This window comes from Algoriphagus iocasae, assembly GCF_014206875.1.
In the GTDB taxonomy this organism is placed as follows: Bacteria; Bacteroidota; Bacteroidia; order Cytophagales; family Cyclobacteriaceae; genus Algoriphagus; species Algoriphagus iocasae.
This window is the reverse complement of sequence record NZ_JACIJO010000001.1, coordinates 379,472-403,543: the sequence shown is the minus strand read 5'-3', so window position 1 is coordinate 403,543 and position 24,072 is coordinate 379,472. Positions and strand designations below refer to the sequence as shown.

At 39.8% G+C, this 24,072-nt stretch carries 20 protein-coding genes; 17 read left to right on the top strand and 3 right to left on the bottom strand.

Annotation, left to right across the window (positions count from 1 at the left end):
• The first annotated feature begins 3 nt into the window (after nt 1-3).
• A complete protein-coding gene (locus FHS59_RS01710) occupies nt 4-1,179 on the top strand; it encodes a glycosyltransferase (RefSeq protein WP_184492683.1) in 1,176 nt (391 codons plus the stop codon).
• A 1-nt stretch (nt 1,180) separates the two neighbouring features.
• The gene (locus FHS59_RS01705) at nt 1,181-1,672 is read left to right on the top strand and encodes a GtrA family protein (RefSeq protein ID WP_184492682.1); all 492 of its coding nucleotides are present in this window, start codon (nt 1,181-1,183) and stop codon (nt 1,670-1,672) included.
• A gap of 47 nt (nt 1,673-1,719) precedes the next feature.
• Here FHS59_RS01705 and FHS59_RS01700 read toward each other — a convergent pair whose 3' ends face one another.
• Nucleotides 1,720-2,559, bottom strand: coding sequence for a cyclase family protein (locus FHS59_RS01700; protein WP_246388257.1), 840 nt, complete (start codon nt 2,557-2,559; stop codon nt 1,720-1,722).
• Between the two features lie 265 nt (nt 2,560-2,824).
• Here FHS59_RS01700 and FHS59_RS01695 point away from each other — a divergent pair, with 265 nt between their 5' ends.
• The 10 genes from FHS59_RS01695 (at nt 2,825) to FHS59_RS01650 (ending at nt 14,379) form a co-directional block, all read left to right on the top strand.
• Nucleotides 2,825-3,226, top strand: a complete 402-nt coding sequence (locus FHS59_RS01695; RefSeq protein WP_184492681.1) for a hypothetical protein — start codon at nt 2,825-2,827, stop codon at nt 3,224-3,226.
• Nucleotides 3,223-3,414, top strand: a complete 192-nt coding sequence (locus tag FHS59_RS01690; RefSeq protein ID WP_008202526.1) for a helix-turn-helix transcriptional regulator — start codon at nt 3,223-3,225, stop codon at nt 3,412-3,414. Before FHS59_RS01695 ends, FHS59_RS01690 begins: the two co-directional genes overlap by 4 nt.
• 155 nt (nt 3,415-3,569) lie before the next feature.
• Nucleotides 3,570-4,913 carry an ammonium transporter gene (locus FHS59_RS01685; protein WP_246388256.1) on the top strand — a complete coding sequence of 448 codons (1,344 nt, stop codon included), beginning with the start codon at nt 3,570-3,572 and terminating at the stop codon, nt 4,911-4,913.
• A 97-nt stretch (nt 4,914-5,010) separates the two neighbouring features.
• Entirely contained in the window at nt 5,011-7,512 is a 2,502-nt protein-coding gene (locus FHS59_RS01680) for a phosphocholine-specific phospholipase C (RefSeq protein WP_184492680.1), read from the top strand.
• 513 nt (nt 7,513-8,025) lie between these two features.
• The gene (locus FHS59_RS01675; RefSeq protein WP_184492679.1) at nt 8,026-10,200 is read left to right on the top strand and encodes a TonB-dependent receptor; all 2,175 of its coding nucleotides are present in this window, start codon (nt 8,026-8,028) and stop codon (nt 10,198-10,200) included.
• Nucleotides 10,201-10,327: 127 nt separating this feature from the next.
• A complete protein-coding gene (locus FHS59_RS01670) occupies nt 10,328-11,650 on the top strand; it encodes an aminotransferase class I/II-fold pyridoxal phosphate-dependent enzyme (protein WP_184492678.1) in 1,323 nt (440 codons plus the stop codon).
• Nucleotides 11,651-11,692: 42 nt separating this feature from the next.
• Nucleotides 11,693-12,784 (top strand): serine hydrolase domain-containing protein, encoded by a 1,092-nt coding sequence (locus tag FHS59_RS01665; protein ID WP_184492677.1) that lies wholly within the window; start codon nt 11,693-11,695, stop codon nt 12,782-12,784.
• A gap of 21 nt (nt 12,785-12,805) precedes the next feature.
• Nucleotides 12,806-13,360 carry a dihydrofolate reductase family protein gene (locus tag FHS59_RS01660; protein WP_184492676.1) on the top strand — a complete coding sequence of 185 codons (555 nt, stop codon included), beginning with the start codon at nt 12,806-12,808 and terminating at the stop codon, nt 13,358-13,360.
• Between the two features lie 269 nt (nt 13,361-13,629).
• Nucleotides 13,630-14,166, top strand: coding sequence for a DUF2975 domain-containing protein (locus FHS59_RS01655; protein WP_184492675.1), 537 nt, complete (start codon nt 13,630-13,632; stop codon nt 14,164-14,166).
• Between the two features lie 3 nt (nt 14,167-14,169).
• A complete protein-coding gene (locus FHS59_RS01650) occupies nt 14,170-14,379 on the top strand; it encodes a helix-turn-helix domain-containing protein (protein WP_184492674.1) in 210 nt (69 codons plus the stop codon).
• 47 nt (nt 14,380-14,426) lie between these two features.
• Here the strand turns inward: FHS59_RS01650 and FHS59_RS01645 are convergent, their stop codons facing one another.
• Nucleotides 14,427-16,121, bottom strand: a complete 1,695-nt coding sequence (locus FHS59_RS01645; RefSeq protein ID WP_184492673.1) for a sulfatase family protein — start codon at nt 16,119-16,121, stop codon at nt 14,427-14,429.
• 415 nt (nt 16,122-16,536) lie between these two features.
• A complete protein-coding gene (locus FHS59_RS01640; RefSeq protein WP_184492672.1) occupies nt 16,537-18,231 on the bottom strand; it encodes a sulfatase family protein in 1,695 nt (564 codons plus the stop codon).
• Between the two features lie 234 nt (nt 18,232-18,465).
• Between FHS59_RS01640 and FHS59_RS01635 the strand changes: the two genes are divergently transcribed.
• The 5 genes from FHS59_RS01635 to FHS59_RS01615 all read left to right on the top strand — a co-directional run bounded on the left by FHS59_RS01635 (nt 18,466) and on the right by FHS59_RS01615 (nt 24,069).
• Nucleotides 18,466-19,911 carry a sulfatase gene (locus FHS59_RS01635; protein WP_184492671.1) on the top strand — a complete coding sequence of 482 codons (1,446 nt, stop codon included), beginning with the start codon at nt 18,466-18,468 and terminating at the stop codon, nt 19,909-19,911.
• Between the two features lie 8 nt (nt 19,912-19,919).
• The gene (locus FHS59_RS01630) at nt 19,920-21,122 is read left to right on the top strand and encodes a glycoside hydrolase family protein (RefSeq protein ID WP_246388255.1); all 1,203 of its coding nucleotides are present in this window, start codon (nt 19,920-19,922) and stop codon (nt 21,120-21,122) included.
• Between the two features lie 81 nt (nt 21,123-21,203).
• Complete coding sequence (locus tag FHS59_RS01625) at nt 21,204-21,857, top strand: TetR/AcrR family transcriptional regulator (protein ID WP_184492669.1); 654 nt, start codon at nt 21,204-21,206, stop codon at nt 21,855-21,857.
• Nucleotide 21,858: 1 nt separating this feature from the next.
• Nucleotides 21,859-23,343 carry a sulfatase-like hydrolase/transferase gene (locus tag FHS59_RS01620; protein WP_184492668.1) on the top strand — a complete coding sequence of 495 codons (1,485 nt, stop codon included), beginning with the start codon at nt 21,859-21,861 and terminating at the stop codon, nt 23,341-23,343.
• Nucleotides 23,344-23,448: 105 nt separating this feature from the next.
• Nucleotides 23,449-24,069 carry an ABC transporter ATP-binding protein gene (locus tag FHS59_RS01615; RefSeq protein ID WP_184492667.1) on the top strand — a complete coding sequence of 207 codons (621 nt, stop codon included), beginning with the start codon at nt 23,449-23,451 and terminating at the stop codon, nt 24,067-24,069.
• Nucleotides 24,070-24,072 lie beyond the last annotated feature (3 nt).

Genomic DNA, 24,072 nt, shown 5'->3' with positions numbered 1-24,072 from the left:
CATATGAATTTAGCATTTATTACCCCCTACCCACCAAGCCAGGTAACTCTAAACGAATACGGGTACCATTTGACCAGGAGTTTCCTTGGCAAAAAAGAAATTGAAAAAATCTATATCCTTACCAATAATCTGGAGGACAATTCGGAATATTCCAGATATGCCACCGAAGGTTTGGAAATCATCCCTTGCTGGGATTTTGATAGCGTATTCACAGTGTTGAATCTAAGAAAAAAGCTAAAAGAACTTCAGCCGGATGCAGTGATACTAAATCTTCAATTCATGACTTTCGGAGCGGGAAAAATCCCTGCCGCGCTGGGTCTTTTGACGCCTTGGATGTGCAAATTATTAGGAATTCCTTCCGTGACCATTCTTCATAACATCACAGAAACAGTGAATTTGGAAACAATCGGAATGGCGAATAGCAAATTAAAAGGAAAGCTCTTCTTATGGATCGGCGAGCAATTGACCAAGTTTATCCTAAAGTCTGATTTGGTCGGAGTAACTATATCCCAATACGTGACCATTTTGAAGGATAAATACAAAGCAGATAATGTCATCCTGCTGCCCCATGGCAATTTTGAACTCCCTGAGAGAAATTATGTACCAGAAGACTCTGAGGAAATCAACCTGATGGCATTTGGCAAATTCGGGACTTATAAAAAAGCGGAGGTAATGATTGATGCCATGGAAATCTTACAAGAGAAATATCCTCACCTGAAGTTCACTTCCACCGTAGCAGGAACAGATAATCCAAATGTCAAAGGCTACATTGACGGCTTAAAAAGTAAATATGCTCATTTACCCAATGTAGAATACACAGGATATATCCCAGAGGAGAAGGTTTCCCAAATTTTTTGGGATAGTACCTTTGTGATATTTCCCTATACCACAACAACTGGAAGTTCGGGAATTTTGCACCAGGCAGGCAGCTATGGGAGAGCTTGTATTTTACCAAAAATTGATGACCTGGAAAGAGTGGTAGAAGAAGAAGGATATGGAGGAGCCTATTTTGAAACAGACAATGCAGAAAGTCTTGCAAATGCTGTTTCTCATTTGATTGAAAACCCTGAGGAGAGAAAAAGAATCGAAGATCAAAATTACAAAGCAGCCAAAGGTCTACCAATGGGTGAGTTGTCACAATGGTACTTAAGTCATATCCATCAACTTATAAGGAAATAATATGGCTTCCTTTTTAAACAGGGGAATTGAAAGTTTCCTTCAGCTATTCTATCCCATTTTCAGAAAATGGCTGGCCTACGATGTGTATGCATACCTGGCAGTAGGCGCAATTAATACAGCTCTAAACATCCTGTTATTTGCTGTCTTTTATGAATTTATTTTGCCGAAAGAAGGCTGGATTATCGATGGATACACCATAGCCTCCTATACTATTGCCTTGTTACTTGCCTTTTTTATCACCATTCCTACTGGCTTTTGGTTGAGTAAGAATTTTGCTTTCCGAAGCGCCTCTACCGGAGCAAAAAAGACTGGAAAACAACTCTTTAAATACATACTAGTAGTCGGACAAGGCCTGGGGAGTGACTATCTGATCCTGAAGGGATTGATCCTCTTTCTAAACATGGAACCGACTTTAGCCAAAATCTTCTCTACGATGATTGTTTTGACGGTTAACTTTCTCCTTCAGAAGTATTTCACTTTCAAAAATGCTTGAAAATAATATCTTCCAAAACCTCAGAAAATCAATGATGTAAAAATCATCTATTCCAGAACTGTTGCAATTATCCGTAGCGGGCCACCGCTTCCACCTTTGATTTTCATAGGAAGAGCGAGCACATAAATTCCTGTTGCCGGTAGCTGATCCAAATTGGCTACATTTTCAAAGCCAGGAATCTGGTTTTCCATCAAAGCCTGATGTGCCGCAAAGTCTTTGGATTGCCCATAATCCAGACTTGGCGTATCCAAACCCACAGCTTTTACATTGCGGGACTTTGCCAACCAAAGTGCTGTTTCAGGCTGAATCCCCGGGAAATGAAGTTCTGGTATTGCTTCAGTTCCAGTTTTTGCCGTTCCGAAATAACCTTTCCGGTCAGGATAAAATTTTCCATATCCAGTTCGGAATAAGACCATCGTCTGCGCAGGGATTTTGCCATGCTCTTGTTCCCAAGCCAAAACTGCTACCGAGTCGATCAGGTAATCCCGATCCGCCAAGGCTTTCTCACTGACATCTATCACCACAGCTTTTCCGGTCAACTTGGATAGAGGAAGTTCATCTACCGTTTCTCCATTTTCGTAAAAATGAATCGGCGCATCCAAGTGCGTTCCGCCATGCTCAGGAGTGAGAATGGTGTAAGAAGAATAATAATACCCCAAATCCGTCACTCCTTCAGCATCCACTCTGTGCTGAAATCCATCCGGATTATTTGGCCAGTATAAGGTGGTAGAATCAAATGCATAGGATAAATCAATCCATTCGAGATTTGCTAAAGGATCTGTTGTGGTGGTGGAAACCTCCTCTTCTTTTGTGCATCCGCATAAAACAAAAGGGATAAAAATCATCAATACTTTGCTATCAACCTGGAGTAATTCAAAAAATTTCATCTGTTTATTCGGTTAGTTTTTTTCAAGTTAAAAATGTATTCCAAGAACTGATAAAAGTCTGCTGGAAAAATCTATACGATAAAGCAAGCTCTTGTAATTAAACCAGTCCCTATTGTCAATTAGAAGTCATTTTAGAAAGGCCAATTAAGAAAAGACTAATTTTTAAAACCTCATCTATTAGCTCGATAAGAATAAAAATGTAAATAAAACTTGACTTTTGTAAAGTCTTGTTTACATTTGTAAAGTTAACTTTACAAAAAACAGCATGGAAACGATGAAATTGGAACGGAAAAAAAGATTAAGAAAACTTGCCATTTGGAGCTGGTCATGGGTAGCCACCTTGATGATCGCAACATTTGGACCTATGTTTATTTGGGAGGGAAATGCCTTCCTCACCTACTTCTTTATCGTAATTAATTTAGCGAATGGCGTATTGATGATTCTGGCCAACAGAAACCTTTTCAATCATTTCGATGAATTAGAAAAGAAAATCCATCTGGAAAGCATGGCGATTTCTCTTGGTCTAGGAATAGTAGTCGGCATTACATTTTCTCTGCTAGGCACATTGCATTTAATCCCTTTTGAACCAGACATTAGCTTTCTTGTCATGTTTATTGCAATCAGCTATATGATAGCCTTGTCCATAAGTAAAAAACGCTTCAAATGAAAAACCGTGTCAGAGATTTTCGCACAGCAAAAGGGATGACTCAGGAAGATTTGGCAGAAATAATCGGAGTCTCAAGGCAAACCATAAATGCCATCGAGAAAGAAAAATTTGATCCGAGTTTACCGACGGCCTTTAAGATGTCAAAATTATTTGAAAAGCCCATTGAGGATATTTTTCAATTTGAATGAATCACCTAATATTCGGCTATAAAAACCTGTATTTTAAGTATTTATCAAATCAATTTTAACCTTACTTTTCCTTTGTAATTCCGAAAAACATGATTTTTTATTCTGAATTTTCTTTCTAATACAGAATAAAAAATTAAAACCACTATTTTTGCGCCATGGAAAAAAGTGGAATGAAATTTAAATGGAAATTAGCTTTCCTGATCACAATTGCTGCTCCTGTAGTAGGCCTTTTTTGGAAACATGCCCAGCCTGTTCTTGAGAACTTCGGAACAGAAGAGGATTTGGTTTTTGCGGATATTGCTTGGCTTTTAACAGCCTCTTGTCTGGTATTATTGATGACTCCAGGACTTTCTTTGTTTTATGGAGGCATGGTCAATAAGAAAAATCTGATTTCTACCATGCTCCAGAGTTTCATTTCTCTAGGTGTGATTACCATGCTTTGGGTGGTGGTTGGCTTTAGTTTGGCCTTCGGAGATCCGATAGGAATCACCATTGATGGCGTGAAATATGGTTTGATTGGTAATCCTTTTCAATACCTCTTTTTTGATCAAGTAGCCGAACTACCCCACAAAATACTGGGGCCATCCATTCCATTTATCCTATTTGCCTTGTTCCAGATGAAATTTGCCGTGATTACTCCTGCAATCATCACGGGGTCTTTTGCTGAAAGGGTCAGATTCATTGGTTACCTTTTCTTCATCGGGATCTTTTCAGTTTTTGTTTATGCCCCACTTTGTCACATGGTTTGGCATCCAAATGGTCTCATCGGTTCCTATTTTGGAGTACTTGATTTCGCTGGTGGTACAGTCGTTCATATCAGTGCTGGAATGGCTTCTTTGGCTGGCGCCTTGTTTTTGGGAAAAAGAAACAAGCCTAATCACGAGCCATCTAACATAACTTATGTTCTCCTTGGAACAGGAATGCTTTGGTTTGGTTGGTTCGGATTTAATGCTGGATCCTCTTTCGGTGCCAATGGAACTGCCGCTTTGGCATTTGCTACAACCACCATCAGTTCTGCCACAGCGATGATGACTTGGGTGCTTTTTGACAGAATTCAGGGTAGAAAAATTTCTGCTTTGCAAGCATGCATCGGTGCAGTAGTTGGCCTGGTCGTAATCACTCCAGCTGCTGGATATATTACCGTACCGGAAAGCTTTTTCTTCGGAGCAATTGGTGCGATCGTTTCCAATCTGGCAATGAATGCCAAGTTCTTGAAGAAAATCGATGACACTTTAGATGTATTTGCTTGCCACGGAATCGGCGGTATCATGGGAATGATCCTAACGGCTATTTTCGCAGGAAAGGAAGGCTCTAGCCTACTTCACGGAGGCATCGGAGTATTTGCTTCCCACATGGTAGTATTGATCGGAGTATGTATTTTCTCCTTTGGAATGGGTTATCTGATCTTCTTTGTTCTCAACAAATTCGTGACGCTAAGAGTCCGTGAAGAGTATGAAGAAATAGGTCTAGATATGTCCCAACACGGAGAATCCATTTAGTCCATTTATCCATAAAAACCTCTTGGTAATAAAAAGCTAAACCAAAATTAACCTTGAAAAATAGGGCAAATCCAATCCTTGCCCTTAATTTTCAACCATGAATAATTCCCGGAGAGAGTTTCTCAAAAAGACTGCTTTGCTAAGTGGCGCGGCAGGTTTATGGCAGGTTTTGCCAAGTTCAATAGAAAAAGCCTTAGCTATCAGTCCTGATCCAGGGACTACTTTTGAAGATGCTGAGCACATTGTGATGCTTATGCAAGAAAACCGGTCTTTTGACCATTGCTTTGGCACACTAAGAGGTGTCAGAGGGTATAATGATCCGAGAGCCATTACTATACCCGGTAAATTACCTGTTTGGATGCAACCCGATAACTCTGGAAATCGATTTGCTCCTTTCCGATTGGACATCAAAGCGACCAAAGCCACTTGGATGCGTGATATTCCCCATTCTTGGGAAAATCAGGTAGATGCCAGAAATAATGGAAAATACGATGGTTGGATCGAATCCAAACGTCCCGGAAACAAAGAATTCAGAGAAGTCCCATTGACCATGGGCTATTACACTCGCGAGGATATTCCTTTCTATTATGCACTAGCAGATTCTTTCACTGTTTTTGACCAGCACTTTTGCGCAGCATTGACTGGCACCACCACCAATAGAAGCTATTTCTGGACTGGAAAAACCCATGGGAAAGCCGGAGAGAAAGCAAAGGTGAGAAATGGGGAGGTCAATTATAAGAATGAAGCTCAATGGACCACATTTCCTGAGAGACTGGAAAAATTGGGGATCTCATGGCAGGTGTATCAAAATGAAATCAGTATACCTTCTTTGGTAGATGATTCCTCTTTATTGGCCAATTTCACTGACAATAACTTGGAATGGTTTTCCCAATTCCATGTCTTTTTCAGCCCTGGCTATTATGAGTTTTTGGAACATCAAAAGCCAATTATCGAAGCGGAACTAGCCGAATTTGATAAAAATGGAATGCCAGAAGGCGCAGGAGAAGGATATTTGAAGGAAATCGAAAAGAAGCGCGAAGAGTTGAAAATGGTGTCTGAGCATTTGGTGAAATACCATCCAGACAATTTTGAAAAGCTAAGTGATTTCGAAAAAAGTCTCCACAAAAAAGCTTTTGCCAGAAATACTGGAGATCCGGATTTCCATAGTACAGAAAAAATAAAATACACCGAAAACGGCGAGGAAAGAGAAGTTGAGGTGCCTAAAGGAGACATTCTCTACCAGTTTAGAAAGGATGTCGAGGAGAAAAAACTACCGGCAGTTTCTTGGCTGGTTGCTCCACAAAAATTCTCAGATCATCCTAGCGCACCTTGGTATGGAGCATGGTATGTTTCTGAGGTGTTGGACATATTAACGAAGGATCCAGAGGTTTGGAAAAAGACGATTTTCATTCTCAATTACGATGAAAATGACGGGTATTTCGATCACCAGCCACCATTTGTGGTTCCCGATCCAAAAAACCCAGCAGAAGGTTTGATTTCAAAAGGAATCGGCACAGATGGAGAATATGTTTATGAAGAGCAAGAAGAAAAAGCCGGTTTTGATAAAGAAGACCGCCGTACCAGTCCTGTTGGTTTGGGATATCGGGTGCCGCTGATTGTTGCTTCTCCCTGGACAAGAGGAGGATATGTCAATTCGCAGGTATCTGACATTACTTCGACCATAATGTTTATGGAGAAATTCCTCAGCAAAAAGACTGGAAAAAAGGTCGAGGAACCGAATATCTCTGATTGGAGAAGGATGATTTCTGGAGATTTGACTTCGGCATTTAGACCCTATCAAGGAGAACCTCTGGAAAAACTCAAGCCAATCAATCGAAATGAGTTTATGCAGCAAATCCACAAAGCACAATTTATGTCGCTTCCGGACAACTTCATGACTATTCCGCCTTCCGAAGTCAACAATTGGAACACTGAGAAATTGAAATCTGAAGGTAGCCTTCCTTATCAGGAAAAAGGAGAACGACCTTCCAATGCTTTGAACTATGATTTAAGAGTGCTTGGAAGTTTGGACGCAGCTAAGCAAAAAATAACCTTGACTTTTGAAGCCTCCACAGAAATCTTTGACGAAGATACTTGGGGAATACCCGTTCAGGTATATGCTCCTGGAAAATATAAAAGTCCTGATTCAGAAAATTGTGAGGAAGCCAGGGTATGGCAGTTTGCGGTGAAAGCCGGAGATCGATTGGAATACAGTTGGCCCATATCCGATTTTGAAGGAAATGAATATCATTTAAGAGTGTATGGCCCAAATGGCTTTTATAGAGAATTTAAAGGAGATGTAAGATCAGGTTCAGTTTCTATGCAATTAAGGCCGGGGTTCTATGCCAAGGGAGAAGATAGAAAAGGAATTCTGATGACGGACATCCAAGGAAATGCCCCGATTCAGGTGAAAGAAAATTCCTATCGGAACGATGAAGGAGGCAATAAAATCAATCCAAGAAATCAGGAAACCAGTTTGAATTTCGAATCGTCACAAGGTTGGTATGATCTGACTGTGAAAGGTCCTGGCTTTGAATGGACTTTTGCCGGAAGGTTAGAAAACGGGGAAGAAAGTATTTCAGATCCTTTGCTTTCCTAAATCGACAACAATTCTTTATAGACTTTAAGCCCCGGAGATATTCGGGGCTTTTTCATTTTTTGAAAAGCCTAGCTGCTCTGTATAAAACAGAAATTCGATTCATTATTCTTGCGATAGATTTTTACCTTTGGAGCATGAAGGTTTTACCGATTTTATTGTCACTGTTTTCATTTTGGCTGACAGCTATGCCCTGCTGCAGTGCAGAAAGCACCTGCGATACTATCGAGGTAAATCAAAATTCGGATTCAGAACCCCAAGATGATTGTGAAGATCATCTGCCCTGCTCCCCTTTTTATTCATGTGGAAGTTGCACGGGTTTCTCTACTGAAAACTTCTCATTTCCTCTTCTTCTTTCTTCGGAAGAAATTAGTATTGAGACCATTACAGAATGGAGCGTTCCTTTTTCGGAGCAGCATAGAAAGAGAATCATTAAACCCCCAGGCAAAGCTTTTTTCCAAATTGCCTAGCTCGCCATGAGCTTTTCTTCTTTCTTACTCAGTTGAATTTTAAACCATGCTAAAATATTTCTTAGTAGGCATACTCCTATTTGCCAGTCAATCTGTCTTTTCTCAAAGTACCTATCAAGCAAAAATCATTGATGAAGATTCCGGCACTCCTTTAATCGGAGCCACTTTATTGTTCAGAGAAATTTCCCTTGGAGCAGTATCAGATGAAAATGGATTTGTCACAGTGAAAGAAATCCCAGACGGGACTTATACACTTGAAATCCGATTCCTAGGCTATGAATCTCAAAAAGTCAAACGGACTTTTCCCCTTGAGACATCTGAAAATCCAGAGGTGTTTTCTCTGGGGCATTCAGAGGAAGAAATGGAGGTTTTGGTAGTCCAATCCAATCGAAGTTCCAGAGTAATAGAGGATGTTCCCACGCGAGTAGAGATCATCGCGGGAGAAGAACTCTCCGAAAAAGGAAATATGAAACCCGGAGACATCCGAATGCTTCTCAATGAAAGTACCGGGATCCAAACCCAACAGACCTCTGCCACGAGTTACAATTCAAGCATCCGAATTCAAGGTCTGGACGGAAAATACACTCAGTTACTGCGTGACGGTTTTCCATTGTATGCAGGATATTCTTCCGGATTAAGTCTGATGCAAATTGCACCTTTGGACTTGGCTCAGGTGGAAGTAATCAAAGGAGCTTCTTCCACTTTGTATGGAGGAGGAGCCATCGCCGGCTTGGTTAATTTGATTTCCAAAACTCCCGAAGACGAACCCGAACTCTCGGTCATGCTTAATGGAACTTCTTCCTTGGGATTAGATGCTAGTGCATATTACGCCGCAAAAAAAGGGAAAATTGGAACTACCATTTTCACTTCTTACAACAAAGGAACTGCCTACGATCCTGCTAAAATTGGATTGACAGCAATTCCAAAATTTGATCGATTTACAATTAACCCAAAGTTATTTTGGGACATTAATCCACAATCAAGTTTGGTCTTGGGACTGAATCTAATGCGTGAGGATCGATTGGGTGGGAATATTGATTTCATCGAAGGTGAATCTGTAAGCGATCCTTATTTTGAAAAGAATGCAACCGATAGGATTTCCACCAGTCTCAATTACCAAAACCAACTCAGTGAAGCTACTCAGCTTACTATCAAAAATAGTTTAAGTTTTTACGATCGAAGCATTGAAGTTCCTGACTTTCTATTTTCAGGAAAGCAGTTTTCTTCTTTCTCAGAGGTGAATATCAATTCTCAAGGAAAAAAATCAGAATGGATCGGGGGTTTGAATTTATGGACAGATAAGTTCACCCAAAAAGAAGGAAATGAAGCTCTTCCATTAGATTACACGCTGAATACCTTCGGAGCCTTTGTCCAAAACCTTTGGAATATTTCCGAGCAATGGACACTGGAATCTGGCTTTAGACTAGATTATCAAAAGGACTATGGGGCATTTCCATTGCCGAAAATATCTGCGATGTATAAACCCAGCGATGCACTTACTTTCCGCTTGGGAGGTGGATTAGGATATAAATCTCCAACAGTTTTTACAGAAGATGCTGAGCGAAACCATTTCCAGAATATACTCCCTATTGATCCCAAATTATTCGATGCTGAAAAATCAGCGGGAACAAATCTGGACATCAATTACAGAGTAGCTATTGGGGATGAGTTATCATTGGTTGCCAATACACTATTCTTCTACACCAGCATTCAAAACCCACTTTTACTGACTCCTGTGGGTAGTAATTACGAATTTCAGCAACCACTAGGAAGTCTTGAAACTCAAGGAGTCGAAGTGAATATGAAGTGGAATTATAAGGACTTCAAACTATTTGTCGGCTATACTTTTGCTGATGTAAACCAGCAATATAATGACATCAAATCCACCTATCCTTTGGTGGCAAAGCACCGGATCAACAATGTGCTGATGTATGAAAAGCATGAGAATTTTTGGATAGGATTAGAAGCCTATTATTTCAGTCACCAGCAATTGAATGACGGAAAAACGGGGAAATCCTATTGGATTGTGGGCTTGATGAGCGAAAAGAAATTTGGAGAGAATTTCTCTGTATTCCTGAATTTTGAAAACTTCTTGGATACCCGACAAACCCGATTTGATACGATTTATACTGGCAATCTTCCAAACCCTGAGTTCCGGGACATTTACGCCCCTGTCGATGGTTTTGTGATCAATGGAGGGATAAAATTCAGACTTTTATAATTTAATCGTGTGTCAATTAAACTTAAGCTGATTATACTTTCTGGAAATTCCATTTTCAGGTCATCACTTTCAGAATTGGAATTAAGGTAAGCTATTCCAAGCTTTTCAATGCAAATTAAATTTATAAATGACTATTCCTACCTTATCCCTCAAAGGGATCTCAGCTGCACAAACACCCGCTCGGGTGGATATGGAAATCTATTTTGAAGCTTTGGGAAACCGCTACCATCGCGATCAAAATCCCACAGGAACCTTCCCGATGAATGTGGCAGAAAATCACCTTTGTTGGGACATTCTTCGTGAAAAAATCCAGCAAATAACCCGGGAAAACGACATCCCAGAATGGGTAGCGAGCTATGGAGATCCATCTGGAATCCCGGATTTTCGGGAAGCAACCGCAATTTTTTTATCTAAATTCCTGATCAAAAAACCGATTGACCCGAATACATTAGCCTGCTCTGTTGGGGCGACATCCGTAATAGAAATGACAGCATTTTTATTAGCAAACCCAGACAGCACCGCAGTAATTCCAGCCCCTAGCTATCCTGTTTATACGGGAGACATTGGGGTTTTCCCTGGCGTCAAACGCTATGATTTGCAAACGCATCTGGAATTAGAAGAACTCAAAAATGGCATTCCTATCAGCATTGCCCAACTTGAAAAGTCCAAAGAGGAAATAGAGTCTTCCGGAAGTAATTTTAGCATGTTGATTTTGACCAGCCCGGATAACCCTACAGGCGGAATTTATAGCGAAAAACAATTAAGGACGATCACAGACTGGTGCATTTCCCATCAAATTCACCTGGTGGTCAATGAAATTTATGGGTTAGTGAGAATAAATCACCAGCATCCGGACTTGATTCAAGATTATCCCCAACCAATAGAATTCATCTCGTTCGGTAGTATCATGCAAGAATACGAAAGCCCATATTTACACCTATGGCATTCCTTCTCCAAGGATTTTGGAATTTCAGGATTTAGAATCGGGACTTTGCATTCTTACAATGAGGACTTGATCAAAGCGTACAAAAATGTCGGTTTGGGCCATTCGATTTCCAATTACACCCAATGGACGCTTACGGAGGTTTTAAAAGACATGGACTTCTTGGACAGCTACTTTTCTGCTTTTCAGGAAGCTTTGACAGAATCTTATTTGATTGTCAGATCTACTTTGAAAGAGCTGAACATCCCTTTCAATCCTTCCTATGGAAGCTTATTTATTTGGATGGATCTTTCTGAATTTCTAAAAGAAAAATCAGCAAAGTCCGAAGAAGAGCTTTGGCTGAATATCTATCAAAAATCTGGTATTTTATTAACTCCAACAGCTGGATTTGGCCATCAAAAGCATGGCTTGTATAGGATCGTCATCACCAGTTTCGATCACGAAGATCTACAATTAGCCATGAAACGGCTAAAAGATTATGTTAATGCTAAAAGAAGTTCGAGGTAATTGAATAATTTTAATCAAAACATTTAGTTAGCCAATAGAAAAATGAAAAAATTGAGTTTTGTCTTTTTGGGATTTTTCCTTCTCAATTTCATTAATGCACAAGACTTTTCGTCTGTACTCGAAAGTGAATTAGGCGATAACAAAGCTGGGATTTCTGTTTCCATCCAATCTGGAGATGACTCATTTTCTTGGTCGGGAGCCGCTGGATTTGCGGATATCAAGACAGAGGAAAAACTAAAACCCAACCAGACTTTCCGAATTGCGAGTGTCACCAAAACCTACGTCGCTGCAAGTATTCTCAGGTTGATGGAGTTGGGGGTTTTAAATTTGGACGACCCCATTTCCAAACATATTTCTGCAGCCCATGCAGCAATTCTATCTAAAGACTACAATCTGGACGAGATTACTATTCGCCAGATACTAAGGCATTCAGCAGGTTTCTTTGACCATACTCACGCAGCCGAATTCTTCGATACAATTCTAAAAGACCCAAGCCATACTTGGACCAGAACCGAGCAATTTCAAATGGGTGTGGACAAGGGCGACCCAATTGGACCTCCAGGAAAGCAATTCAGCTATTCGGATACGGGATATGTGATCTTAGGCGAATTGATAGAAAAATATACCGGTAAAAATCTGGACGGTGGAATCAAGGAATTGCTGAAACTGGAAGAAAAAGGATTGGAAAGAACCGACTTTGAAGGAGAAGATCCGATTACCGATCAACTCCGAATCCATCAATATTTTCAAGGAATGGATACCTATCAATTCAGCCCAACCATGGATTATTTTGGTGGGGGTGGATTTTTATCAAATACCGAAGAGCTTGTGGACTTTTTCCAGTTGCTTTTCCAAGGGAAGATTTTTGATGATCCAAAAACTTTGGACATCATGCTCGAACATGTGACATATGAAAATAAGGCAACCATGGACTATCAAATGGGCATGTATCGGGTAAAAATCGGGGATTATGAAACCTATTGTCATTCCGGATTTTGGGGAACAATGGTGGCTTTTATTCCTGAAAAAGATATGTACCTCGCCGCCAATTACAGCTCCGGTTGGAAAGGTAGTGCTGTGGCTCCAGTATTGGTGAAGATGATAAAAGAAATGGAGAAAGATAAAATGGAATAAAAATTTAAATCAAGGAAGAAAATGAGAAAGATCATCGCCGCATTTAATTTAACCCTAGACGGGTTTTGTGATCATACCGCTATTAATCCTGATGAAGAAATCCACGATCATTATTCTCAGCTTATAAGAAATTCTTCCTTGGCATTATATGGCAATACTACTTTTCAATTAATGAAGTTTTGGCAAGAATTGGTCGCCAATCCTTCCGGTGAGAAATCATTGGATGAATTTGCCAAGGTAATGGATCAAATTCCGAAAATTGTGTTTTCAAATCAGTTGAAAACCACTGCAGAATTAGCTTGGGAAAATGCCTCTCTTGCCTCTGAGTCATTGGAAGAAACTGTACGGGATTTAAAATCTCAGGCTGGCGGGGATGTATTAGTTGGAAGTCGAAGCTTGATTGTTCAGCTGACCAATCTTCACTTAATCGATGAATTCCAGTTTTGCATCCACCCTATCATGGCTGGAAAAGGCCTTCCATTTTTTGATCAAATCCCAGAAAAACACGATATCCAGTTAAGGCAAACAAAAACCTTTGGGTCTGGAGCGGTACTATTGACTTATTCTTGTCTTTGAGAAAGTAAGATTTTTAATCTGCCTGGGGCATGCCTATAAATTTGGCAATCAATATCCTCTCACCCCTTGGGTAATTATTTTTTAGACAATGGGTAATTTACCGACTAAGATATTGGATTGGTGAAGTTGATAAAGGAAATGGAAAATGACTGATCGAAAAGTAAAATCAGTTTACAAGGAATTAAAATATTTTTCTCGATTAACAACCTATATTTATTGTTTTTCAATAAAATTTTATTTCTTTTGGTAAAATTTAATTCTGAGAAATTATGTCAAAAACAAATTCTTTCGTTTTTAGGGCATTAACCTTTATTGCTTCCTTAATTCTAGTAGGGCTATGCATCCAAACAGGAGGGCTACTGACCAATTTTATATTTCATTTCTTAAATCCCAAAGCCTTATCTAAGCTATTTATTACCTTGGATCTAACCGAAATATATGATAAAAGCCAATGGGTATTTTACAGCATGTATAGTTTTATCTTATCGATAGCAATCCTTACCACTGTTCTATTTTTGGAATTGGTTATGATGATGATGAAAATGGATCTTACAAATCCCTTCAATTCATTTGTATCCGATAAGATTTATAGGATCAGCTACATAACTTTTTCAATTGGAATCTTAAGTTTGATCGCCAGAAAATCAGCAGATTATTTGCAAAAACATGGCTATGATACAGACATGTTGAATCAATATTGGCAAGATAGCCAAGCTTTTATCTTAATGGCTGGCATCATATATATCATTGCTGTGATCTTCCGCAAAGGACTTGAAATCCAAAACGAAAACGAGTTAACAGTTTAAGACATGCCTATAATTGTAAACTTGGACGTGATGATGGCCAAACGAAAAATGTCATTGAATGAACTTTCTGAAAAAGTAGGTTTAACGCTTTCCAACCTTTCTATCTTAAAAACAGGAAAAGCAAAAGCGATCCGGTTCAGCACTTTGGAAAGCATCTGTGAAGTATTGGACTGCCAGCCAGGAGATATTTTGGAGTTTGTTCCTGAAGAATAAAAAAAGCCCCACATTCAGGTGGCTTAATTTTTTCTCGGTTCGAATGATTACTTATTCTCTTCAATCTCTTTTCCTCTCGCTTCAATTTCCTTAATTCCTTTTTTATAGATACCAAATACCCTATCCTCTCCCATATCTTCCCAATATTGATCAATATAGCCTTGGCTGACTTCCTCGCTATCTTTGTATTTAGTTCTTAATTCATCCAGCTTTTGATGAAGTTCTGCACGAATTTCAGCATAAGCAGGATCATCATAGAAATTTTTCAGCTCCATCGGATCTTTCTTTCTATCGATCAGTTCCCACTCATCTGCTGCATAATAATAATGGATCAGTTTATAATCTTTGGTAACCACTGCATAGTGTCTATTCACCATATGTTCTGCAGGGTATTCATAATAGTGGTAATAAACTGCATCCCGATTCCACTTCTCCAAATTTCCGGTAAGAACAGGAACGATACTTTCTCCTTGCATATCCGCAGGAGCCTCAACTCCAGCTATTTCCAAGAAAGTCTGCGCAAAGTCCAGATTTTGAACTAATTCGTCGGACTTCGAACCTGCTGCTACTTTGCCCGGCCAAGCCACCAAAAGTGGTGTTTTAAAGGATTCATCATAAACAAATCGTTTATCAAACCAGCCATGTTCGCCAAGATAAAAACCTTGATCGGACGTGTACACAATGATCGTATTTTCCATCAGATCATTTGCTTCCAAATAATCCAATAGTCTTCCTACATTTTCGTCCACAGATTTGATGGTACCTAAGTAATCCTGCATGTACCGCTGATATTTCCATCGCATTTGATCTTCCTCGCTCATACTTGGATAATCCTGGATAAACGCCTCACTGATTGGCTCGTAATACTTTTTGAAGTTTTCTGCCTGCGAAGGAGTAAATCGTCTCATCTGCCCATTAAATCGGTTGGTATCATATCCGCCTACATCAGCAATTCCCAAATCTCTCAGGACTTTTGGAAATAACTTATTGTCTCCAGACCAACCCATATGCTCCAAAATGTTCATTTCAGCCTCTCCAGCAGCAGAAGTTCTGCCTGAATAATCATCAAACAAAGTAGCGGGTTCTGGAAACGTTTTGGTGGTAAACTCCTCCAAATGACGCTCTGCCATATACCAAGCACGGTGCGGCGCTTTATGTAAATACATCAACAAAAAGGGATCTTCCTTTTTGCGTTCATTTTCCATCCAATCCAAGGTCAAATCAGTGATAATGTCTGTCACATATCCTTCAATTTTGATTTCTCCATCTTCCTTGGTAATGAATTCAGGGTTGTAATAATTTCCCTGACCCGGAAGGATTTTAAACTGATCAAAGCCTTTGGGATTATTTCCGAAATGCAGTTTTCCAAACATGGCAGTTTGATATCCGGCGTCTTGAAGAAGCTGGGGAAATGTCACATTGGTGGTATCGAAAGGAAAATGATTGTCAATTTTACCATTCATATGGGAATGCTTCCCTGTCAAAATCGTAGCCCTAGATGGAGCACAGATGGAATTTGTCACCGAAGCCTGCGTAAACAACATCCCCATTTCCGCTATTCTATCGATGTTTGGCGTTTCGATCAAGGTATTATCATAGGCAGAAATTGCCTGATACGCATGATCATCCGACATGATAAAAATGATGTTTGGACGCTGCGATTTTTCTTCATTCGCTTCTTGACATCCTGTCAAAAGAGTGATTCCAAGAAGGAGCGAGAAAATAGAATTGTTGAATTTCATAGGGTGGGTGGTTTGGTTGTCATTTCGAACGAGGAGGTACGACGAGGAGAAATCTCTTGGAGGTCAAAATTGATAAGGTTGAGATTTCTCTCTTCGCAAGCTTCGTTCGAAATGACCAAGGTGGACTATTTACTCCTAATCTTTCTTCAGCAAGCAAGTTATAATTTTGAATTCCTCACTTCGAACTGATTACTGAAACAGTGTAAACTGTTTACTGTCGACTTTTTTACTCTCTTCGCAAGCTTCATTAATGTTATCGTTTAATTTTAATTGCAATCTTAATGTCATTTCGAACGAGGAGGTACGACGAGGAGAAATCTCTTACATATTCCTAATTTTTCTATTTGAGATTTCTCCTCCTTCGTCGTCGAAATGACTGTAATAGATACTGCTTACTGCGACTGCTCACTGCCTTCTATTTTTCAGTCGAAAACTTTCTATTCTTGAAGATCTTATCCAGCAACTCGGTATTCTTCCCACCTGCATAGGAATTATTTTCCTGCAAATAGTCTAAATACTCGTCGATATACCTCTGTGAAATCTGGGAGTTGTCTCCATACTTTTCCCTTAGATCCTCCAACTGTTTGTGCAAATCAGCTCTGATTTCTGCATATGCAGGATCATCGTAAACATTTTTAAGCTCGTATGGATCATTTTTCCTATCGATTAATTCCCACTCGTCCACATCAAAGTAATAATGCACCAATTTGTAATCCTTGGTGATTATCGCATAATGACGCTTCACCATGTGTACCGAAGGGTATTCGTAATAGTGGTAATAAACCGCATCTCTGGTCCACTCTCCCTCACCGGTCAGGAGCGGCAACAGACTTTCTCCTTGCATATCGGATGGAGCATCAACTCCCGCTGCTTCTAAAAATGTCTGCGCAAAATCAAGGTTTTGAACCATGGCATCTGATTTCACACCTGCCTGAGTCTTTCCAGGCCAAGCCATAATCAGAGGAGTTTTGAATGACTCATTGTAAACAAAACGCTTGTCAAACCAGCCATGCTCTCCAAGGTAAAATCCCTGATCCGAAGTATACACGATAATGGTATTTTCCATCAATCCATTGGCCTCCAAATAATCTAAAACCCGACCGACATTTTCGTCTACCGCTTTGATAGTTCCCAAATAATCCTGCATGTATCGCTGGTATCTCCACTTCATTTTATCCTCATCCGTCATGGTAGGATAAGCCTTTTTGAAGTCTTCGATTACTTTTTCGTAAGCTTTATCCCAAACAGCACGCTGCTCTGGATTCATTCGTCCAACTTCTCCTTCAAAAGCTGCCTTATCCCAACCCGAAGTCGGCTCGATTCCCAATTCATCCAGCACCTCTGGGCGAAGTTTGGAATCACCTGCCCAGTGCATGTCTTTCAACAAATTCATCTCCGCTTCATGAGCAGCTCTGCCTCTACCGGAATAATCATCGAATAATGTTGCTGGCTCTTTAAACGTACGATTTGTAAACTCCTCGACGTGTCTTCCCGCAGGAAGCCATTCTCTGTGAGGAGCTTTATGCAAATACATTAACATAAATGGCTGATCGGCTTTTCTTTCATTTGCCAACCAATCCAAAGTCATATCGGTGATAATGTCAGTCACATAGCCTTCTACCTGGATATTTCCTTCGTTTTTGGTAATGAAATCCGGGTTGTAATATTTTCCTTGACCAGGTAATATTTTAAACTGGTCAAAACCTTTCGGATTGTTACCAAAATGTAGTTTGCCAAACATCGCCGTCTGGTAACCAGCATCCTGAAGCAATTGAGGGAAAGTGACGTTGGTCGTATCAAAAGGGAAATGGTTGTCTACTTTGCCATTGATATGAGAGTGCTTTCCTGTCAAAATCGTTGCTCTGGAGGGTGCACAAATGGAATTTGTAACTGAAGCATTTGTAAACAGCATCCCCATTTTCGCGATTCGATCGATGTTAGGAGTTTCAATCAAAGTATTATCATAAGCAGAAATCGCCTGATAGGCATGATCATCCGACATGATAAAGACAATATTGGGTCGTTGGGGCTTAGCTTCCTTTGTTTTGGAACAAGAAAAAAGAAAGGGTAAAACAATTACACCTAGAACTAGGTAGGTTTTCAATTTCATGGAAAGGTTATTTTGGCGGAAATAGATCAATAGAAATTAAATCTAACATTAATTCATCCTCTGACAAAAACCAATGAGATTCAAGATCCACAGGCAGTGGCAATTATAACTTAATGGCTTTGGGAAAGACATGTGAAGATATTTCAAGTAAAAAATCTTTCCTAATAAAATTGGTGCATTTGGACTAATAGATCTATTTTGTACCCTGATTTTATATGTTAATGATAATCACCCATGAAATCGATATTGATTTTAATAGCCTCCTTGATTTCAATTTGCTCTATTGCCCAAGAGAAGCAAAAGCCAAATATTCTTTTCATTATTTCTGATGATTTGACTACTACGGCAATCGGAGCCTATGGAAATCCGATTCCGAAAACTCCTGTGATCGACCAGTTGGCTAAAGAAAGTACCGTTTTCACACATGCTTACACTCAATATCCTGTCTGTGGTCCTTCTCGGGCCTCTTTTATGTTTGGCTACTACCCAAATGCAACACAGACATATGGGTATGTAAGCGGCAGAGAAAATGTAGGGCCAGATCGACCTTCTTTGACAGAACTATTTAAGCAAAACGGATATTTCACTGCCCGAGTGAGCAAAATCTATCACATGGGAGTCCCTGGGGATATTGAAAAAGGTTCAGACGGACAAGATGATCCTGCTTCCTGGACAGAAAGATTCAATTCGCAAGGGCCTGAATGGAAAGCCGCTGGCAAGGCAGAATTGGTACAGAACAATCCTGATGGAAGCATCGAGCGAAAGGGTGGAAATGTGATGACGATTGTGCAGGCCGATGGCGACGATTTGGTGCATTCTGATGGAAAAACTGCAGAAAAAGCTTCCGAACTGATTCGAACTCATAAAGACAAACCTTTCTTTTTGGCTGTAGGTTTTGTGAGGCCTCATGTTCCCTTTGTAGCTCCTGCAGGTTATTTTGACCCATTTCCTTTTGCCAAAATCAAAGCACCCGAACAGGTAGAAAATGACTGGGCCGACATTCCAGAGCGGGGAATCAATTACGTCACCAGTGTGAATGCAGAAATGAACCAGGAGCAAAAGCAAAAAGCAATTGCGGCTTATTATGCTTCGGTTACTTACATGGATGCACAGGTCGGAAAAGTATTGAAGACCTTAAAAGATGAAGGCTTGGAAGACAATACGATTATAGTCTTCACTTCCGACCATGGATTTCATCTGGGTGAACACGAATTCTGGATGAAAGTCAGTCTTCATGAGGAATCTGTGAAAGTGCCCATGATGATCAAAGTTCCAGGTAAAAATCCTGCCGTGGTCAATTCTTTTACTGAATTAATCGACTTGTACCCAACTTTGGCTGATTTGGCAAGTCTAGATTATCCAAAGGCCGTTCAGGGGAAAAGCCTAAAATCCTTGATAGAAAATCCAAATAAGAAAGTCAGAGATATGGCTTTCTCTGTAAGTCAGGGAGGAAAATCATTTTTGATCCGAACAGAAAAGTGGGCTTATATCCAATACAATGAGGATGCTTCGGCTGGAATGGAGCTTTTTGATATGGAAAATGACCCTAAGCAGTTTCATAATTTGGCTGCTGATCCTTCGCATCAAAAAACACTTAAAGATCTACAGAAAAAACTCGCTGCAAAACTGGCCGAAGTAAGAAAGAACGACTTGGGAATTGATTACGAAAGTTCAAAATGACGCATCCATTGAAATTAATTTCTGCTCTTTCATTTCTTATATTCCTATCAGGAAATGGATATGCCCAATTACGATTGGAGCCTTTGCCCATAGATGCAAGATTAGTTTCGGAAGGAGAAAGCGAGATTTTAGATGGACCTTCTGTATTGAAATTAAAAGACTTTTTTGTCTGGGGTGGTTCTGTTTTGCAGGGAAAAGATGGAAAATACCATATGCTTTTTTCTCTTTGGGAAAGTGGACCTGACAAAGCAGATTTCGTGACGAGCTGGGTACTAGAAAGTAAAATCGGCTATGCCGTCTCTGACTATCCGGATAGAGAATTCAAGTTTCAAAAGATCATTCTGAAAGGAAGCCGTTACGAAAGAGACACTACTTCCTGGGATGCACAAATGGTTCACAATCCGCATTTGAAGGAATTTGAAGGCAAATATTATCTCTATTACATCGGCTCCAAAGATCCCGGAGAGGCGATTGCCCCTAACCTGGATAAGAGAACAAGAGTACAGCAATCCCAAAAGATTGGCGTTCTAAGTTTTGATTCGTTTGAGGATTTGATGTCAGGAAATTTTGAGCGGGCAAAAGAACCTGCCCTTCTTCCGCGAACTAGGGTGAAAGCAAAAAATGCCGTCAGTCCCTCTCCCCCAGGGACGATTGCAAAACCGGATAACCTAGTGATGGTAAACCCATCTGTGGATTTTAATCCAGAGACAAAGGAATACATGCTTTTCTTCAAAGGAAATATCTATGAGCCAGGTTGGAAAGGTGTGCATGGGGTTGCTACCGGGCCAACTCCCATGGGACCATTTAAAGCAAAAGATGATTTTATTTTTGATGTCAGAATGCCTGATGGAAACTTGGCCAGTGCGGAAGATCCTTATGTCTGGTATTCAAAGCAACATGCCTCTTTCTTTGCTATAGTAAAAGATTTCACGGGAGCATTTACCGGAGGTGAGAAAAAATCTCTTGCCATTTTGAAATCGAAAGATGGGATCAAGTGGCAAAAAATGGATAATTCATTATTCATGAAGCGGGAATTGCAACTGAAAAATGGAAACTTTATTCAATTGGATCGGTTGGAAAGACCACAACTCTTGTTGAGCAAAGAAGGAAAACCAATTTTTCTATATTGCGCAGCATCCGTTGGGAATGTTAATCCAAAAAAAGACGGAAGTTCTTTTAATGTCCAGATTCCTTTAAAAAACTACCCATAACCTATCTTTCAGATCAAAAAATATGAAAGAATCAATTATCTAAACCATCAAACCTAAGACTTGAGGAAAACTCCTATTGGAATGGAAAAACCGAAAAAAATTAAAACTAAAGACAAAATTCTTTTTGAAGCGATCAAGCTTTACAATGAACAAGGAATTCAAAATGTGACTAGCAGGCACATCGCTAGCAAAATGGGAATCAGTCATGGAAATCTTGACTACCATTACAATACTAAAGAAGATATCATATTGGCAATATATGATAAGATGAGAAGTGAGATGACTGAATCATATGGGTCTCGAAAAGAGGGAGCCAGCGCTATTGAACAGTTTCATATTCTTATCCAACAGTTAGAAGAATTCCAGTACAAATACCGTTTTTTCAACTTGGATGTACTAGAAGTCACCCGATCATTTCCAAGTATTAGCGAATTGATTCAAGAAACTTTTATCAAAAGAAAAAAGACAACCATTCAGCTTTTCCAAGAATTTATCAGTTCAGGATTTATGGTGGAAATGGAAGAATCTGAATTAGAAAGACTCGAACATATCATCCGAATGATCATTACTTTTTGGCTATCTCAACGAGAGGTGATGAGTTCATACAAATTTTCCGAAATGGGCTCAATGGTAAAAAGCATCTGGACCATTATCAATCCTCATCTCACAGACCTAGGAATAGAAGAATATGAAAAGGCAATAAAGACACACGGATATACATTTACTTCAAAATAACATGAAAATCAGATTACTAACCTCAATCCTTGGAATCGTGATGTTGGTCGGATTGAGTACCCTAAACACAATAGCCCAGCAAAAAACCTCCAAACCAAACGTTTTATTCCTTTTTGCAGATGATCAACGTGCAGATGCTTTAGGCATCAACGGCAATCCTTATATCCAAACTCCGACGATTGATCAACTAGGAAGAGAAGGCAGTCGTTTCTCCAATGCCTATGTGATGGGAGGAGTCCATGGAGCAATTTGTATGTCTAGCCGAGCCATGCTTTTCAGCGGTAAAAACCTTTATAAAGTCACTGATAAACTAAGCGGAGAGCATACCATGACCATGAGCTTTGCCAAAGCTGGTTACAGAACTTTTGGAACAGGGAAATGGCATAACGAAAAGGAAGCTTTCGAAGCGAGTTTTCAGGAAGCCAAGAATGTTTATTTAGGAGGTATGGCCAATCATTATGATTTGCCTTTAAGAGATTATGGCTCCGACGGGAAATTAGGAGAACCAACGAGAAAGGGTTATTCTACCGAGCAATTTGCACAAGCAGCCATTGACTTTATCAAAGATCATGGGCAAAGAAAAACAGATCAGCCATTTTTCTGCTATGTAGCTTTTACGGCACCTCATGACCCTTATTCTCCAGAAGCAAATTATATCAATCATTATCCGGACGGCACCCTTCCTCTTCCAGGAAATTACATGCCTTATCACCCTTTTGAGTTTGATCAATTGACGGTTCGTGATGAGAATTTGACTGGATGGCCAAGAAAACCAGAAGTAATTCAGATGATTTTGTCTGATTATTATGCTTTGGTCACACACTTGGATACTCAGATTGCAAAAATCCTGAATGCACTTAAAGAAACCGGTCAGTATGACAATACCATTATCGTTTATGCAGCAGATAATGGACTTGCTGCTGGGAGTCATGGCCTTTTAGGAAAGCAAAGTTTATACGAGCACAGCTCAAAAGTTCCTTTGATCATCAAAGGCCCTGGAGTTCCCCAAGATCAGGAATTGGATGCTTTTGCTTATATCCATGACCTCTATCCTACTTTGGCGGAGCTGGCGGGAATCCCCGATCCAAGCGACATCGATGGAATAAGCTTAGTTCCGGTTATCCAAGGAGAAAAAGATGGAGTTCGTGATGCACTTTACACTTCTTATAAACATACTGTAAGAGCTGTCAGAAATAAGAAATACAAGTTGATCAGGTATCCTGAAAGAGATTATACTCAACTATTTGACTTGGAAAATGATCCTTTGGAAATCAATAATCTGGCTGAGAAATCTGAATACCAAAGCAGAAAATCAGAAATGATGGAGTTGATGGAAACATGGCAGCACAACTTTCAAGACACACTAAAGTTAACTGCTGATAAAATCAAACCGATGAAATATGATCCGGATACGTTGGTCAGAAAACCAGATCAATGGCAACCAGAATATACTTTGAAAAGATATTTTGAGGTGGATAAAAAATAAGTGAGTTCGAAAGGCCAGTTTTTAATTAGACTGGCCTTTTAACTTTTTTAACTAGGTGAGAATCGGTAATTCATCTTATTTTTAAAATCGGCCAAATCCAGTTCTATGCTAAACCTCCACAATTTCCATAAATCCTATTCGTCAGGTTTTAGCATCAGTGTGGACCAATTGACTTTGGAACCAGGACTTCATCTAATCAAAGGAGCCAATGGTTCAGGAAAATCCACTTTATTGAAAGCGATTGCTGGCATTCATGATTTTCAAGGAGAAATAAACCTACTCGGGGTTTCTATCAAAAAGGACCCGGTTTCTTATCGGAAAATGGTCAATTTCTCAGAAGCCGAACCTGTATTCCCGGAGTTTTTAAGCTTGGATGAACTGATCAATTTCACTGCTTCAGTTATTCTTCCAGATAAAAAGCAGATCGATGAACTGAAAGAAAAGTTGGATATCGGAGATTATTCTGAGAATCCCATTTCCTCTTATTCCTCCGGGATGCTGAAGAAATCGGCGCTGCTTTTGGCTTTTTTGGGCAACCCCAAACTGATCATTTTAGATGAGCCATTTACAACCATTGACCTTGCTACTCAAAGGCATTTGAAAGAACTTATTCTTAGCAAATTAAATGAGGGTATTAGCTTTATTCTGACTTCTCATTTGGCTGATTTTGAAGATTTGTTTGAATACACGTCTACTATGGAAATAAAAAATGGATCATTTGTTTAGGCC

Coding starts and splice junctions, on each gene's coding strand:
- FHS59_RS01690 (WP_008202526.1), top strand. CDS start 3,223: ATGAAAAACCGTGTCAGAGATTTTCGCACAGCAAAAGGGATGACTCAG.
- FHS59_RS01675 (WP_184492679.1), top strand. CDS start 8,026: ATGCTAAAATATTTCTTAGTAGGCATACTCCTATTTGCCAGTCAATCT.
- FHS59_RS01695 (WP_184492681.1), top strand. CDS start 2,825: ATGGAAACGATGAAATTGGAACGGAAAAAAAGATTAAGAAAACTTGCC.
- FHS59_RS01635 (WP_184492671.1), top strand. CDS start 18,466: ATGAAATCGATATTGATTTTAATAGCCTCCTTGATTTCAATTTGCTCT.
- FHS59_RS01655 (WP_184492675.1), top strand. CDS start 13,630: ATGTCAAAAACAAATTCTTTCGTTTTTAGGGCATTAACCTTTATTGCT.
- FHS59_RS01660 (WP_184492676.1), top strand. CDS start 12,806: ATGAGAAAGATCATCGCCGCATTTAATTTAACCCTAGACGGGTTTTGT.
- FHS59_RS01615 (WP_184492667.1), top strand. CDS start 23,449: ATGCTAAACCTCCACAATTTCCATAAATCCTATTCGTCAGGTTTTAGC.
- FHS59_RS01620 (WP_184492668.1), top strand. CDS start 21,859: ATGAAAATCAGATTACTAACCTCAATCCTTGGAATCGTGATGTTGGTC.
- FHS59_RS01665 (WP_184492677.1), top strand. CDS start 11,693: ATGAAAAAATTGAGTTTTGTCTTTTTGGGATTTTTCCTTCTCAATTTC.
- FHS59_RS01685 (WP_246388256.1), top strand. CDS start 3,570: ATGGAAAAAAGTGGAATGAAATTTAAATGGAAATTAGCTTTCCTGATC.
- FHS59_RS01680 (WP_184492680.1), top strand. CDS start 5,011: ATGAATAATTCCCGGAGAGAGTTTCTCAAAAAGACTGCTTTGCTAAGT.
- FHS59_RS01625 (WP_184492669.1), top strand. CDS start 21,204: ATGGAAAAACCGAAAAAAATTAAAACTAAAGACAAAATTCTTTTTGAA.
- FHS59_RS01645 (WP_184492673.1), bottom strand. CDS start 16,121: ATGAAATTCAACAATTCTATTTTCTCGCTCCTTCTTGGAATCACTCTT.
- FHS59_RS01670 (WP_184492678.1), top strand. CDS start 10,328: ATGACTATTCCTACCTTATCCCTCAAAGGGATCTCAGCTGCACAAACA.
- FHS59_RS01705 (WP_184492682.1), top strand. CDS start 1,181: ATGGCTTCCTTTTTAAACAGGGGAATTGAAAGTTTCCTTCAGCTATTC.
- FHS59_RS01710 (WP_184492683.1), top strand. CDS start 4: ATGAATTTAGCATTTATTACCCCCTACCCACCAAGCCAGGTAACTCTA.
- FHS59_RS01700 (WP_246388257.1), bottom strand. CDS start 2,559: ATGAAATTTTTTGAATTACTCCAGGTTGATAGCAAAGTATTGATGATT.
- FHS59_RS01650 (WP_184492674.1), top strand. CDS start 14,170: ATGCCTATAATTGTAAACTTGGACGTGATGATGGCCAAACGAAAAATG.
- FHS59_RS01640 (WP_184492672.1), bottom strand. CDS start 18,231: ATGAAATTGAAAACCTACCTAGTTCTAGGTGTAATTGTTTTACCCTTT.